The organism is Mycobacterium sp., from assembly GCF_052145595.1.
In the GTDB taxonomy this organism is placed as follows: Bacteria; Actinomycetota; Actinomycetes; order Mycobacteriales; family Mycobacteriaceae; genus Mycobacterium.
The window spans coordinates 1-14,482 of record NZ_JBKQOI010000210.1 but is presented as its reverse complement, the minus strand read 5'-3'; the positions used below and the strand labels follow the sequence as shown (position 1 = coordinate 14,482).

The window sequence follows — 14,482 nt, the reverse complement described above, 5'->3', positions numbered from 1 at the left end:
GGTCCTCTCCTGGACGATTACAGACGGTTAGCTCACCGTCGTAGACAACCGTAGTCACGGGCCGCGTGTTCCCGTCCCGTCGCTCCGGTTACCGGGTGTTCACCAACACGTTTAAGTTGGACGCGTGGCCCTTCCCAACCTCACCCGAGACCAGGCTGCCGAACGCGCCGCCCTGATCACCGTAGACAGTTACCAGATCAGCCTCGACGTCACCGACGGCCCCGATGGCAGCGGCGCGCCCGGCGAACGAACTTTCCGGTCCACCACCACCGTGGTGTTCGACGCGCTCGCCGGGGCCGACACGGTCATCGACATCGCCGCCGACAACATCCGCGGCGCCACCCTCAACGGACGCGACCTCGACGTGTCCGGATACGACGAGTCGACCGGCATCCCGCTACGCGGACTGGCCGACCGCAACGTCCTCGTCGTCGACGCCGACTGCAGCTACTCCAACACCGGCGAGGGATTGCATCGCTTCGTCGACCCCGTCGACGACGAGACCTACCTGTATTCGCAGTTCGAAACCGCCGACGCCAAGCGCATGTTCGCCTGTTTCGACCAACCCGACCTCAAGGCGACGTTCGACCTGCGGGTGGTCGCGCCCAAGCACTGGAAGGTGATCTCCAGCGGCGCCTCCACCTCCGTCGAGGACGGAGAGAACTCCGCCAAGACCAGCGTGCACACCTTTGCCACCACCCCGCGGATGAGCACTTATCTGGTGGCCTTGATCGCCGGCCCGTATGCCGAGTGGAAAGACACCTACGTCGACGAACACGGTGAGATCCCACTGGGCATCTACTGCCGGGGCTCGCTGGCCCAACACATGGACGCCGAGCGGTTGTTCACCCAGACCAAGCAGGGATTCGGCTTCTACCACAAGAACTTTGGCCTGCCGTACGCCTTCGGCAAGTACGACCAGTTGTTCGTCCCCGAATTCAATGCCGGCGCAATGGAAAACGCCGGTGCGGTGACGTTCCTGGAAGACTACGTCTTCCGCAGCAAGGTCACCCGGGCTTCCTATGAGCGGCGCGCCGAGACGGTGCTGCACGAGATGGCGCACATGTGGTTCGGGGACCTGGTCACGATGACGTGGTGGGACGACTTGTGGCTCAACGAATCGTTTGCGACCTTCGCCTCGGTGCTGTGCCAAAGCGAAGCCACCGAATTCACCCAGGCCTGGACGACGTTTGCGACAGTGGAGAAGTCGTGGGCGTACCGTCAGGACCAACTGCCGTCGACGCACCCCATCGCCGCCGAAATCCCCGATCTGGCCGCCGTCGAGGTGAACTTCGACGGCATCACCTACGCCAAAGGCGCGTCGGTCCTCAAGCAGCTCGTTGCCTACGTCGGGCTGGAGCAGTTCCTGGCGGGGCTGCGCGATTATTTCCGCAGTCACGCATTCGGCAATGCCACGTTCGACGATCTGCTCACCGCGCTGGAGAAAGCGTCCGGCCGTGACTTGTCCAATTGGGGTCAGCAGTGGCTGAAAACCACTGGGCTGAACACACTTCGGCCCGACTTCGACGTCGACGCGGACGGCAACTTCACCCGTTTTGCGGTGACTCAGGGCGGCGCCGCACCCGGTGCCGGTGAGACCCGCGTGCACCGGCTGGCGATCGGAGTTTACGACGATGACGGGTCCGGCAGGCTGGTTCGGGTACACCGGGAGGAACTGGACGTCGAGAATGCTGTCACGGAAGTTGCGGAGCTGGTTGGTGTTTCGCGAGGCAAGCTGATTCTAGTCAACGATGACGACCTGACGTATTGCTCACTGCGGCTGGACGCCCAGTCGCTGCAGACCGCGCTACGCCGGATCGCCGACATCGCCGAACCGCTGCCCCGTTCGCTGGTGTGGTCGGCGGCGTGGGAGATGACCCGCGAGGCCGAACTGCGTGCCCGCGACTTCGTGGCGTTGGTGTCGGGCGGGGTGCACGCCGAAACCGAGGTCGGGGTGGCGCAACGGCTGCTGCTGCAGGCCCAGACGGCGCTGGCGTCCTACGCCGAGCCGGGTTGGGCGCTGGAGCACGGCTGGCCACAGTTCGCCGACCGGCTGCTGGAATTGGCGCGCGCCGCGCAGCCCGGATCGGATCACCAGCTCGCGTTCGTCAACACGCTGTGCTCGTCGGTTTTGTCGACCCGACACGTCGTGACGCTGGCGGACCTGCTCGACCACGACCCCGCCGACTCGGGGCTGGCCGGCCTAGACATCGACACGGACCTGCGCTGGCGCATCGTGACCGCGCTGGCCACCGCCGGCGATATCGACGCCGATGGGACCGCGACGCCGTTTATCGACGCCGAAGTGCAGCGCGACCCGACGGCCGCCGGAAAGCGACACGGCGCCCAAGCGGCGGCGGCGCGGCCTCAACCGCAGGTCAAGGAAGAAGCCTGGACCACGGTCGTCGAGGACGACGCCGTGGCCAACATCACGGCCCGCTCGATCATCGCGGGCATCGCGGCACCCGGGCAGGGCGAGCTGCTCCGGCCGTTCACCGCGCGCTACTTCGCGGCGATAGCGGGAGTCTGGGCGCGGCGATCCAGCGAGGTCGCCCAAACGGTGGTGATCGGCCTGTATCCGCACTGGGACATCGGCGACGCCGGTATCGCCGCCGCCGACGAGTTCCTGAGCGCCCCCGAGTCGGAGGTGCCGCCGGCCCTGCGACGCCTGGTGCTGGAGGGCCAAGCCGGCGTCAAGCGGGCCCTGAAAGCCCGCGAGTTCGACAGTGCCTGATCGAGGCCTGATCGAGGCCGTGTGATCGCCCCCAACTCCTCTCGAGTCTGCGCTCAGCGTCGGCAACGGAGGCGATCCGCACTGTGGCCGCAGTTTCGACGCCGTGATCGCAGACTCGATGGCGCACGGGCAGCAGGAAACTAAGGCGGGGAGATCCCGGCGCTGAGCACGCGGATCGCGCTGACCAGCCCGTCGACCAAATTGCCCTGCTCGAACGCCGACGAGGCCGCGGCAACACCGAGCGGTGCGGCCGACTCGGCGCCGCGACCCCTGACTTGAGAGCCGTAGACCACCTCGATCGCGCTCTGGTCGGGCGAGACGGCGAGCAGCACCGCATTGTCGGGCGTCGGCACTTTGCCCAAGATCTCGCGAGCCCGCGCGGCCGTGTCGCTACCCAGGTCGCCGAGGTAGATCGCGAACCGCGTCAGGGATGCCCGCGAGCCGTACTTGAGCGCGTCGTCGATGGCGACGAGGTCTTGGGTCGAAAACGGGTAGTGGACGGATAACTCTCCGGGCTCGGTGACCCCCGAGATCCGTCCGCTGGTGGTGATTACCGAACCCTCGGGCAGATTGATGGGCTCGACCGTCGCTACCTCACCACGTGCCACTGGCGCCACCTCCAACCGAGAACTGCGATGCGTCATGGCCACCATGTCCGCCGTGCGCGTTGCCGACGTCTTCGTCTGTGGCGGCCCACAGGATCGGCGGATGTGTCCACTTCTCCGACAACGTGTAGGAAGCGGGGTGGGGGCCCTTGCGGGAAAAGATCAGCAGCGACAGCACCGCCACCAGCAACAACGGGATTCCGATGAAGTACAGATGGATCTCCAGAAGGCTCACGACGCAAACCGTATCCCACCGGGTGATCCACCCGCACGCTCGGACACGACTTTGCGATCAGCGGCCGGGCAGCCGGGTTCAGGCCGCGCCTTCGCCGAGGTAACGAGCCCAGGCCGGATCCAGCTCCTTGACGGTCGATAGCAACCGCCAGTGCTGTCCAGTGGGCGGCAGCGGGGCCCGGCGCAGCGCCCAGCCGAGTTCGGTGAGCAGCTTGTCGCCCTTGCGATGGTTGCAGGTCGAGCAGCACGCGACGCAGTTCTCCCAGGAGTGGTCACCACCACGGCTGCGCGGCACCACGTGATCGACCGTGTCGGCCTTGGCCCCGCAGTAGGCGCAGCAGAAACGGTCGCGGTGCATCAGCGCGGCGCGGGTCATCGGGACACGCGCGCGGTAGGGAACCCGGACATACGACCGCAGCTGGATCACCGACGGCACCACGATCGAGCTGGTCGCCGAGTGGATGACCGGCCCGGCCGGGTCGTGGTGCACCACGTCGGCCTTGCCGCAGATCACCATGACGATGGCCCGCCGCATCGGCAGCGCGGTCAGCGGCTCGTAGGTGGAATTCAGCAGCAGTACCCGCCGGCGACTCCAGATCGACGCGGTCTCGTGCCGGGTGGGCGGATGGGTGTCGACGCTATGCAGGCATGACGCGGTTGGGGGCCCGGTCAACCCTGCCGCGGCACCGGAACTGCGGTGGCTGCGGCGTCTCTTACCATGCGCCATAGATCCTCCGCGGATAGTCCACCATGATTCGCCGCCAAACGCACCCTCATTGCAGGTGCGCCCCGTGTCAAAACGGTGAACAGCGGGAGCAAGCGGGCCTGTCTCAAGGCCCGATTCGCCTGGCTACCCGGGCGATGCACCACAATGGAGGGGATGGATCAGGTGAGCTTCTACGATGCCGTCGGCGGTGCCGAGACCTTCAATGCGATCGTCTCGCGCTTTTATGCGCAGGTCCCCGAGGACGAGATACTGAGTCGGCTGTATCCCGAAGACGACCTGGCGGGCGCCGAAGAACGGCTGCGCATGTTCCTCGAGCAGTACTGGGGCGGCCCGCGTACCTACTCCGACCGGCGCGGGCATCCGCGGCTGCGGATGCGTCACGCCCCATTCCGGATCACCCCCATAGAGCGCGACGCCTGGCTGCGGTGCATGCACACCGCTGTCGCCTCGATCGACTCGCACACCCTCGACGATGAGCACCGTCGTGAATTGCTTGAATACCTGGAAATGGCTGCGCACTCTCTGGTCAATTCATCGTTTTGATGCCAAGTAACTGAACGGAGCACTATGAGCCCCGAGCCGTGGTGGTCAAGCGCGGTGTTCTATCAGGTGTATCCGCGGTCGTTCGCGGACAGCAACGGCGACGGCGTCGGTGACCTGGACGGCCTGACCGACCGGCTGGACCATTTGGAAGAGCTGGGTGTGGACGCCATCTGGCTCAACCCGGTCACCGTCTCGCCGATGGCCGACCACGGCTACGACGTCGCCGATCCCCGTGACATCGACCCGCTGTTCGGCGACATGGCCGCGATCGAACGGCTGATCGCGGCGGCACACCAACGCGGCATCAAAGTCACCATGGACGTGGTGCCCAACCACACCAGTTCGGCGCACCCGTGGTTTCAGGCGGCGCTGGCCGCCGGCCCCGGCACCGACGCGCGGGAGCGCTATTTCTTTCGCGACGGTCGGGGCCGCGACGGGGTACTGCCGCCGAACAACTGGACATCGGTCTTCGGCGGCCCCGCGTGGACCCGGGTGATCGAACCGGACGGCAACCCCGGCCAGTGGTATCTGCACCTGTTCGATGCCGAGCAGCCCGATCTGAACTGGGAACACCCAGATGTCTTCGACGACTTCGAGAAAACGTTGCGATTCTGGCTGGAACGCGGCGTGGACGGCTTCCGCATCGACGTGGCGCACGGGATGGCCAAGCCGCCGGGGCTGCCGGACGCCAAGCAAAACGTCAAGGTGTTGCACCACAGCGACGACGACCCGCGCTTCAACCACCCGAGTGTGCATGACATTCACCGCGGGATCCGCACGGTCGTCGACGAGTATCCCGGGGCATTGACCATCGGCGAGGTGTGGGTAATGGACAATGCCCGCTGGGCCGAGTATCTGCGGCCCGACGAACTGCATCTCGGGTTTAATTTCAGGCTGACCAAGATCGACTTCGACACAACCGAGATCCACGACGCGATTCAGAATTCGCTGACGGCCACGGCGATCGAAGACGCCACCCCAACCTGGACGCTGTCCAACCACGATGTGGGTCGGGAGGTAACCCGCTACGGCGGCGGCGACGTCGGGCTGCGCCGGGCGCGGGCCATGGCAATGGTGATGCTCGCGCTGCCGGGTGCGGTGTTCGTCTACAACGGCGAGGAGCTGGGGCTGCCCGACGTGGAGTTGCCCGACGAGGCGCTGCAGGACCCGACTTGGGAACGCTCCGGGCGCACCGAGCGTGGCCGTGACAAGTGCCGGGTTCCGATCCCGTGGTCGGGCGACACTCCCCCGTTCGGGTTCTCGTCGTCTGCCGACACGTGGTTGCCGATGCCGAAAGAATGGGGCGTGCTAACCGTCGAAAAGCAGCGCGCAGATCCCGACTCGACGCTGTCGTTCTTTCAGCGCGCCATCAAATTACGCAGGGAGCGAGACGAATTCGACGGCCCCGAGTTCGAGTGGCTGACCGCAACCCGCGAATTGCTGATCTTCGAGCGCAACGGTGGCGCCCTGGTGTGTGCGCTGAACGCCGGCCGCAGCCCGATGGAACTGCCGCCGGGGCACGTCATCCTGGCCAGCGCTCCATTGGTGGACGACAAATTGCCACCGGACGCGGCCGCCTGGCTGGTCTGAGCGCGTGGGCCCGCGGTCAGCGCAGCACCAGCGCCGGTTGGCCGCGGCGTCGGTACACCGAGCCGAACTTGGCGTCGACCCGCAGCCAGGTCGGCAGTATCCGGACGCGGACCATCTCGTCGGCGTCGATCGCCTCGGGTGACTGCGGCAGGAAACCCATTGCGGTCAAGGCGAACACACAGCGCATCGGGAGTCCCACGCAAGCGTCGGCCGAGCTGACCCGAACTACCTCCTGGTCGAGCAACGAGACCGGCGGACCCTGGGAACCGATGTGTTCCCTGGCCAGTTGCGCGCCGCGCTGTGCCAGATCCAGCATCACCCGGGCGGGCACGTCTTCGAGGTGGGTGAAGCCCGATTCCGGGGGCAACGCACCGCGCCACGCGGAGTCCATTGCAAAGCCCGGATCGACGTAGCCCGAGGCGTCCATCTCGGCCAGGCCGCGCGCGAGTGCGTCGGCGCCGGCCGATAAATCGTCGGGCCGCACCTTGCCGACCACCACCCGGCTGGCCAGCACGTCGAAACCCGTTGCCACCCAGGCCGAAAGCAGCCCAGCTGATCGAGCGCGGAGCCGGATGACCGCGGCGTCGTCGAGCCGCTTCGCGTGATCGACGAAGGTGGCCAAATCTTTGCGGTGGGCGGCCATGCCCTCCGGGCCCAGCCACAGCCCGCGCTCGCCTACCGCCCCTAGTTCCGGAGCCACCGTTGCAAGTACTCCCGATGGTGCGGCGAGAGTCGCACCAGCCGCTGCTCCTCGATGTGTACCGCGGCCAGCTGCGACTCGGCGATGACGGCAGGTTTGGACTCCGGATCGGCGTTGACCGAACGCACTTCGTAGCCCAGCGTGAAGTCGACGGCTCGCAACCGCTTGGTCCAGATGGTCACCTGCAGGGGCGAATCGGCGAGCCGCAGCTGATCCTTGTAGGTGACCCGCACGTCGGCGATCAACAACCCGATGGTGGTGATGTCGGCTGCGAAAGGGTCCTTGAGGAACGGGACGCGCGCCTCTTCGAGAATCGTCACCATCGTCGCGTGGTTGATGTGCTGGTACATGTCGATGTCTGACCACCGCACCGGCACGGGAGCGACGAACCCGACGCTCACCCCGACGATCCTCGTCCGCTGGTATGCGTCATGCGCCGGATCTGTCGCGCGGCCACGGACAGCGTCGCGAGATCCTTCGCGCCGCTGTCATAGATCTCGGTGAGCGTGCGCCGTGCCCGTTCCACTCGGGAAGCGCTGAGGTGCTCCCATTCGGCGATCTTCTCTTCGCCGCTTTCATTGGGCTCTCCGACGGCAAGCACATCGAAACACAGCGACCGCAGCGAGGCGTAGACGTCGTCACGAATCGCCAAGCGCGCCAACGCATGCCAGCGGTCGTTTCGGGGCAGCTCGGATATCGCGGTGAGCAGGCCGTCGGTGCCCAGCCGGTCCATCAGGGCGAAATAGGTGTCCGCGACTTCACCGGGGTCGGTGTCGGTGATGTCGCCGATGTCGATGATGTCGAGCAGGCTGTAGCGATACAGGCCGGCCGCGACCCGGTAGGCCAGGTCTGCCGGGGCGCCCTGCGCTGTGAATTCCGCGGCTTCCTTTTCGACGATGGCCTTGTCGTCACCGCGCAACCACTCCGACATCCGCGGTGACAGCGCCTTGACTTTGGCGGCGAATCGATTGATCTCGGCGCCGACGGCCAGCGGCTGCGGACGGTAGTTGAGCAGCCAGCGTCCGGCACGGTCGATCAGCCGACGGGTATCCAGCGTCATTCGGTCCGACAGCGCAACCGGCAGGTTTGCCGCGCGGATCCGTCGCCAGACGTGATCCACGCCGAAGATGGCGTCGGTGGCGACATAGGTGCGCACCGCGTCGATCGGCCCGACACCGACATCTTCGGTGATCCGGAAGGCGTAGCTGATGCCCGCGGCGTCCACCAGGTCGTTGATGAGCATGGTGGTAACGATTTCGCGGCGCAACTGGTGGCTGCGGATCTCCGGGGTGAACCGTTCGCGCAGCGGTTTCGGGAAGTATTGGGGCAGCCTGGAGGCGAACACGTCCTGCTCGGGCAGCTCGGTGGTCAACATCTCCTCTTTGAGCGCCAGCTTGACGTGTGCCATCAACGTTGACAGCTCGGGCGAAGTGAGCCCGATGCCGACCTCGATCCGCCGGTGAACCTCCTTCTCCGAAGGCAGCGCTTCTAATTCGCGGTTGAGTCCGTGTTCTTCCAGGTACTTGATTTGCATCGCGTGCACCGAGAGCATGCTGGCCGCGTTGGCGCGGCTGGTGCCGATCAAGTCGTTCTGGTCCTCGTTGTCGGTGAGCACCAGTTGCGCGACCTCGTCGGTCATCGACTCCAGCAGCTGCTTGCGCTCGTCGGCTTTGACCTTGCCGGCGGTGACCAGCGAGTCGATCAGGATCTTGATGTTGACCTCGTGGTCCGAACAGTCCACGCCGGCGGAGTTGTCCATCGCGTCGGTATTTATCCGCCCGCCCGACAGGTCGAACTCGACGCGGCCCAATGCCGTCACCCCGAGATTGCCGCCTTCGCCGATTACCTTGGCGCGCACCTGGTTTGCGTCCACCCGAACCGGATCGTTGGCGCGATCGCCGACGTCGGCATCGGACTCGGATTCGGCCTTGATGTAGGTGCCGATACCGCCGTTGAACAACAGGTCAACCGGCGCTTGCAGGATCGCCTTGATCAGTTCGGGTGGAGTCGTTTCCGTGACGTCACCGTCGATGCCGAGGACGTCGCGGACCTGCGGGCTGACCGGGATGGCCTTGTGCTCGCGGCTGTACACCCCACCGCCCTCGCTGATCAACGACTTGTCGTAGTCGTCCCAGCTGGACCGCGGCAGGTCGAACATCCGCCGGCGTTCCCGCCACGAAGCCGCGGTATCGGGGTCCGGGTCGAGGAAGATGTGCCGGTGATCGAATGCGGCGAGCAGCCTGATGTGCTTGCTGAGCAGCATGCCGTTACCGAACACGTCGCCGCTCATGTCGCCGATGCCGACGACGGTGAAGTCTTCGGTTTGGGTGTCGACGCCCATCTCGCGGAAGTGTCGTTTGACGGCTTCCCACGCGCCCCTGGCAGTGATGCCCATCGCCTTGTGGTCGTAGCCCACAGATCCACCGGAGGCGAACGCGTCACCAAGCCAGAACCCGTAGGACTTGGCGACGTCGTTGGCGATGTCGGAGAAGGTGGCGGTGCCTTTGTCCGCGGCCACCACCAGGTAGGCGTCGTCGCCATCGCGCCGTATCACCTCGGGTGGCGGATTGACCTTTTTCGTTGCGTGGTCGACGTTGTCGGTCACGTCGAGCAATCCGGAGATGAACAGCTGGTAGGAGGCGACGCCTTCGGCGCGGACTGCGTCACGGTCCGCGGCGGCCCTAATCTCCGGGCCGGAAGGCAGCGGCGGCCGCTTGACCACGAACCCCCCTTTGGCCCCGACCGGCACGATGACGGCGTTCTTCACCGCTTGCGCCTTGACCAGACCCAGGATTTCGGTGCGGAAATCGTCCCGCCGATCGGACCAGCGCAGGCCGCCGCGCGCCACCGGGCCGAACCTCAGGTGCACGCCTTCGACGCGGGGCGAATACACGAAGATCTCGAACTTGGGGCGCGGCAACGGAAGCTCGTCGATCAGCTGCGAGTTCAGCTTGAGCGCCAACACATTGCGGGCCCGGGCCGAACCCTCGCGTGTCACGAAGTAATTGGTCCGCAATGTGGCCTGAACCAGCGATGCGAACGCACGCAAGATGCGGTCGGTGTCCAGGCTCACCAGCGCATCGATGCCCGCGGCGACCGCGGCGGCGGCCGTTTGCGCATCGCGACTGGTCGTTGAACCCGTTGCCCTGGGGTCGAAAAGCGCTTCGAACAATGTGACCAGTGACCGCGCGGTAGCCGGATAGTCGTTGAGCACCGATTCGATGTAGGACTGGCTGTAGGGAAAGCCCGCCTGCCGCAAGTACTTTGCATAGGCGCGCAGCAGCACGACCTGCTGCCAGGTCAGCCTCGCGCGCAACACCAGCTCGTTGAACCGGTCGATCTCGACGCGGCCCTGCCAGATCGCGGTGACCGCGTCGGCGAATCGCTGCGCGGTCGAGTCCCGCTCGGCTTCCGACGCCGCCGCCGGGATGGTCTGATGCGGCTGGATTTTGAACTGGTAGATCCACACCGGCAGCCCGTCCGGCCGGGTGACCGTGAACGGTCGCTCCTCGAGCACGACGACGCCCATGCTCTGCAGCATCGGCAGCAGCTGGCTCAACGAGGCAGTGTGTCCACCCAAAAACCAGGTCAGTTGGGCGAGCCCGTCCCCGGCGCGCTCGGCGAACACCAATTTGACCGAATCATCGGACAGCTCTTTGATGATGGCGATGTGCTCGATGGCGTCGGCGGGTGTGACGGCCTGTTTGTAGACCTCGGAAAAGGCGCCGGCGTAGTGCTCGGCGTCGGCGTGCCCGACGCCGCCTTCGGAAAGGTCTGCCGCGGCGGCGATCAGGCGGTCCGCCCAGGTTCGCGCGGCTTCACTCAGCAATCCCTGGATCCGGGTCCTGTTGGCGTCCGAGACGTCGACCGGCGCAACTCCTTCGGGCAACCGAACCATGAAATGCATTAGAGCCCAAGGTGATTCACTGACCCGAGCGGTGAACTCCAGCCGCGTCCCACCGAACTCGCGGACCAGGATGTCCTCGATTCGCAACCGCACCGCGGTGGTGTAGCGATCGCGGGGAACGTAGACGAGGCACGAGACGAAGTACTGGAGCCGATCGGCGCGCAGGAACAACAACGCGCGCCGTTGGGATCCCATATCCAGCACCGCGGTGGCCATCTTCAGGAGCCGCTCGGCGCTCAGCGTGAACAGCTCCGAGCGCGGGATGGTCTGGATGACGTCGAGCAGTAGCTGGCCCGGGTGGATGGGGTCGCTCTCGGCCATCGCGAGCACTTCTCGGACCCTGCGCGAGATCATCGGGATCTCCAGGACGTCCGCGTTCAGGGCGGCGACGGTGAACAGCCCGACGAAGCGGTGCTCGATAACGCCGCCCCCGACGTATTCGCGAACCGCGATGGCGTACGGGTAAGCGCCGTAGCGCAGGTAGCTGCCGACGACGGACTGGGCCAAGACCAGCAACCGGTCGTCGTCGGTCAGCCGGGGGCGGGAACCCGTGCGGGTGCGCAGCACGCCGAGGCCCCTTGACCCGTCGCCGGAGACCAGGCCGTCATGCACGCGGCAACGCTGGTAGCCCAGCAGCAAAAAGTTTCCGTTGCCCAGCCAGCGCAACAGCTCCGCGACATCCTCGCGGTCCGGCGCCGAAAAGTGGTCGTCGGAGTTGGCATCGACGTCTGCGGCCAAGTCGCTCAGGGTGGTGATCATCGCCGCGGCGTCGCTGGCGACTAGTTCGACGTCGGTCAGGACCTTGGGCAGCAGCCGTTCGACCTCGGCGAGGGCGTTGCTGTCGACGGAGGGCAACAGCTGTACGTGTATCCAGGCCTCGCCGTGGTACTGCGATGCGCCCGGCGCTTTCGGTTCGACGCTGAGCAGGTCTCCCGCCGGGTTGCGACGCACCGCGAACACCGGGGCCATGATGCCCGCGTAGGCCACACCGAGCCGGTGCAGCAGCACGGTGACGGAATCCAGCAGCATGCCGCCGTCATCCGTGACGACCTGCAGGGCGGGCCCGAATCCGGCGGGGTCGTCCGCCGGGTGGACGCAGACACAGCTCTTGGACTCCGGGCGGCACTGGCCGAGCCGATAGTGTGCGCGCAGCATGGCCGGGGTCACCATGGCGGTCGGGGAGGTCAGGTCGGCGGGACCGGTTCCTGCGGCTCCTGGTTCGTCACCGCGTGGACCGCGATAGCTCTCGATGTAGGCATTCGCGACCCAGTCAGGAATGTCTTCACTCTTGGTGAACTTTGTCCACGGCTTGAGATCCTGCTTGGCCCCGGGATCGATCGTCATGCCGACTGCTCCCAACTCACGACGGATGCCAATGCCCTCAATTGCCCACTCCTCAGCGGCCGTTCCGGCCGCACTGTCTCAGTGTGCTTAGTGCGCCGGCAGAGCTGACATTAGTCGCGCGTCAGCTTGCGGTGGGTCACTCTGTGCGGCCGGGCGGCCTCGGCTCCGAGCCGTTCAACCTTGTTTTCCTCGTAAGCCCCGAAGTTGCCCTCGAACCAGAACCACTTGGCCTCGTTGTCCTCGTCACCCTCCCAAGCCAGGATGTGCGTGCATGTCCGGTCGAGGAACCAGCGATCGTGGGAAATCACCACCGCGCAGCCCGGAAAATTCACCAGAGCGTTCTCCAGTGAGCTCAGGGTCTCGACATCTAGGTCGTTGGTCGGCTCGTCCAGCAGGATAAGGTTGCCGCCCTGCTTGAGCGTCAGCGCGAGGTTGAGCCTGTTGCGCTCGCCACCGGACAGCACTCCGGCAGGCTTCTGCTGGTCGGGCCCCTTGAACCCGAACGCCGACACATAGGCTCGCGACGGTATCTCGTTCTGACCGACCTCGATGTAGTCCAGCCCGTCCGAGACGACTTCCCACACGGTCTTCTTGGGATCGATGCCCGCGCGGGCCTGGTCCACGTAACTGAGCTTGACGGTCTCGCCGACCTTGACGGTGCCGCTATCGGGTTGTTCGAGACCGACGATGGTTTTGAACAGTGTCGTCTTGCCGACGCCGTTGGGACCGATGACGCCGACGATGCCGTTGCGCGGCAGGGTAAAGGAGAGGTCCTTGATCAGGGTGCGGCCGTCGTAGCCCTTGTCGAGGTGTTCGACCTCGACCACCACGTTGCCCAGGCGCGGCCCGACCGGTACCTGAATCTCCTCGAAATCGAGCTTGCGCGTCTTCTCCGCCTCGGCGGCCATCTCTTCGTAACGCTGCAGCCGCGCCTTGCTTTTGGCCTGACGCGCCTTGGCCCCGGACCGGACCCAGGCCAGCTCCTCGGTCAGCCGCTTTTGCAGCTTGGCGTCCTTGCGGCCCTGCACCGACAGACGCTCGGCCTTTTTCTCCAGATAGGTCGAGTAGTTGCCTTCGTACGGATACGCGCGGCCCCGGTCGAGCTCGAGGATCCATTGCGCGACGTTGTCCAGGAAGTACCGGTCGTGGGTCACCGCCAAAACCGCCCCCGGGTAGGCGGCCAGGTGCTGTTCGAGCCACTGCACGCTTTCGGCGTCCAGGTGGTTGGTCGGCTCGTCGAGCAGCAGCAAATCGGGCTTCGCCAGCAGCAGCTTGCACAGCGCCACGCGGCGGCGCTCACCGCCGGACAGATTCGTCACCGGCTCGTCGGGCGGCGGACAGCGCAGCGCGTCCATCGCCTGCTCCAGCTGAGAGTCGACGTCCCACGCGTCGGCGTGGTCGAGGTCCTCCTGCAGCCGGCCCATTTCCTCCATCAACTCATCGCTGTAGTCGGTGGCCATCAGTTCGGCGACCTCGTGGAAGCGGTCGAGCTTGACCTTGATCTCGCCCAGCCCTTCCTCCACGTTGCCGCGAACGGTCTTCTCCTCGTTCAGCGGCGGCTCCTGTTGCAGGATGCCGACTGTGGCACCGGTGGCCAGGAAGGCCTCGCCGTTGTTGGGCTTGTCCAGACCGGCCATGATCCGCAAGACGCTCGACTTGCCGGCGCCGTTGGGGCCGACGACACCGATCTTGGCTCCCGGATAGAAGCTCAGCGTGACGTCGTCCAGGATCACCTTATCGCCGTGCGCCTTGCGGACCTTCTTCATCGTGTAGATGAACTCAGCCATGCCGCGGTTTTGCCTTTCTGGTCTCTTGGAACGATCTCGCGGACCATCCTAGGCACCGCTCGGCGGGTCCGAGCCCGCAGCTAAGCCGACAGCGGCAGCGGGCCCGGACCGCCGGTGGCATCGCCGGACTGGACCGGTTCGTCGACAGCGGGAACCTCATCGGTGGCTTCGCCGGCGGCGGCCACCGGGGCGGGCTCCGCGTCGGGACCGGTGTACCCGGGCTTCTCGATGCGCACGATGACGCGGGACAGGTCGGGGCCGACCGAGATCGCCCGCATTTCCAGCGACGAACGGCGATTGCCGTCCCGGTC

Annotated in this window: 10 protein-coding genes and 1 pseudogene; 3 read left to right on the top strand and 8 right to left on the bottom strand. The window is 65.9% G+C overall.

The window, feature by feature from the left end:
• Window positions 1-124: 124 nt before the first annotated feature.
• A complete protein-coding gene (gene pepN, locus ACLP4W_RS19085; RefSeq protein ID WP_442388580.1) occupies window positions 125-2,734 on the top strand; it encodes an aminopeptidase N in 2,610 nt (869 codons plus the stop codon).
• 140 nt (window positions 2,735-2,874) lie between these two features.
• On the opposite strand, the gene ACLP4W_RS19080 is transcribed toward pepN, so the two are convergent.
• From ACLP4W_RS19080 to ACLP4W_RS19070, 3 genes are all read right to left on the bottom strand, one after another.
• Window positions 2,875-3,342 (bottom strand): DUF5130 domain-containing protein, encoded by a 468-nt coding sequence (locus tag ACLP4W_RS19080; protein ID WP_442388578.1) that lies wholly within the window; start codon window positions 3,340-3,342, stop codon window positions 2,875-2,877.
• The gene (ctaJ, locus tag ACLP4W_RS19075; RefSeq protein ID WP_442388602.1) at window positions 3,329-3,565 is read right to left on the bottom strand and encodes an aa3-type cytochrome oxidase subunit CtaJ; all 237 of its coding nucleotides are present in this window, start codon (window positions 3,563-3,565) and stop codon (window positions 3,329-3,331) included. The genes ACLP4W_RS19080 and ctaJ overlap by 14 nt, the downstream gene beginning before the upstream one ends.
• An 87-nt stretch (window positions 3,566-3,652) precedes the next feature.
• A complete protein-coding gene (locus ACLP4W_RS19070) occupies window positions 3,653-4,300 on the bottom strand; it encodes an HNH endonuclease (RefSeq protein ID WP_442388576.1) in 648 nt (215 codons plus the stop codon).
• 153 nt (window positions 4,301-4,453) lie between these two features.
• On the opposite strand from ACLP4W_RS19070, the gene ACLP4W_RS19065 reads away from it, so the two are divergent.
• The gene (locus ACLP4W_RS19065) at window positions 4,454-4,843 is read left to right on the top strand and encodes a globin (protein WP_442388574.1); all 390 of its coding nucleotides are present in this window, start codon (window positions 4,454-4,456) and stop codon (window positions 4,841-4,843) included.
• Window positions 4,844-4,867: 24 nt separating this feature from the next.
• Window positions 4,868-6,433 carry a glycoside hydrolase family 13 protein gene (locus tag ACLP4W_RS19060; protein ID WP_442388572.1) on the top strand — a complete coding sequence of 522 codons (1,566 nt, stop codon included), beginning with the start codon at window positions 4,868-4,870 and terminating at the stop codon, window positions 6,431-6,433.
• 16 nt (window positions 6,434-6,449) lie between these two features.
• Here ACLP4W_RS19060 and ACLP4W_RS19055 read toward each other — a convergent pair whose 3' ends face one another.
• The 5 genes and pseudogenes from ACLP4W_RS19055 to ACLP4W_RS19035 all read right to left on the bottom strand — a co-directional run.
• Window positions 6,450-7,076 carry a hypothetical protein gene (locus ACLP4W_RS19055; RefSeq protein ID WP_442388600.1) on the bottom strand — a complete coding sequence of 209 codons (627 nt, stop codon included), beginning with the start codon at window positions 7,074-7,076 and terminating at the stop codon, window positions 6,450-6,452.
• 41 nt (window positions 7,077-7,117) lie between these two features.
• Window positions 7,118-7,534, bottom strand: a complete 417-nt coding sequence (locus ACLP4W_RS19050) for an acyl-CoA thioesterase (protein WP_442388570.1) — start codon at window positions 7,532-7,534, stop codon at window positions 7,118-7,120.
• Window positions 7,531-12,384, bottom strand: coding sequence for an NAD-glutamate dehydrogenase (locus ACLP4W_RS19045; RefSeq protein WP_442388568.1), 4,854 nt, complete (start codon window positions 12,382-12,384; stop codon window positions 7,531-7,533). Before ACLP4W_RS19045 ends, ACLP4W_RS19050 begins: the two co-directional genes overlap by 4 nt.
• A 110-nt stretch (window positions 12,385-12,494) precedes the next feature.
• Entirely contained in the window at window positions 12,495-14,171 is a 1,677-nt protein-coding gene (gene ettA / locus ACLP4W_RS19040) for an energy-dependent translational throttle protein EttA (RefSeq protein WP_442388566.1), read from the bottom strand.
• A gap of 80 nt (window positions 14,172-14,251) precedes the next feature.
• A pseudogene (locus ACLP4W_RS19035) lies at window positions 14,252-14,482 on the bottom strand (single-stranded DNA-binding protein); the annotation flags it as partial.

Excerpts from the sequence above, each read along its gene's own strand:
- ACLP4W_RS19045 (WP_442388568.1), bottom strand. The coding sequence starts at position 12,384 with ATGACGATCGATCCCGGGGCCAAGCAGGATCTCAAGCCGTGGACAAAG.
- ACLP4W_RS19065 (WP_442388574.1), top strand. The coding sequence starts at position 4,454 with ATGGATCAGGTGAGCTTCTACGATGCCGTCGGCGGTGCCGAGACCTTC.
- ACLP4W_RS19070 (WP_442388576.1), bottom strand. The coding sequence starts at position 4,300 with ATGGCGCATGGTAAGAGACGCCGCAGCCACCGCAGTTCCGGTGCCGCG.
- ettA (WP_442388566.1), bottom strand. The coding sequence starts at position 14,171 with ATGGCTGAGTTCATCTACACGATGAAGAAGGTCCGCAAGGCGCACGGC.
- ACLP4W_RS19060 (WP_442388572.1), top strand. The coding sequence starts at position 4,868 with ATGAGCCCCGAGCCGTGGTGGTCAAGCGCGGTGTTCTATCAGGTGTAT.
- ACLP4W_RS19055 (WP_442388600.1), bottom strand. The coding sequence starts at position 7,076 with ATGGCCGCCCACCGCAAAGATTTGGCCACCTTCGTCGATCACGCGAAG.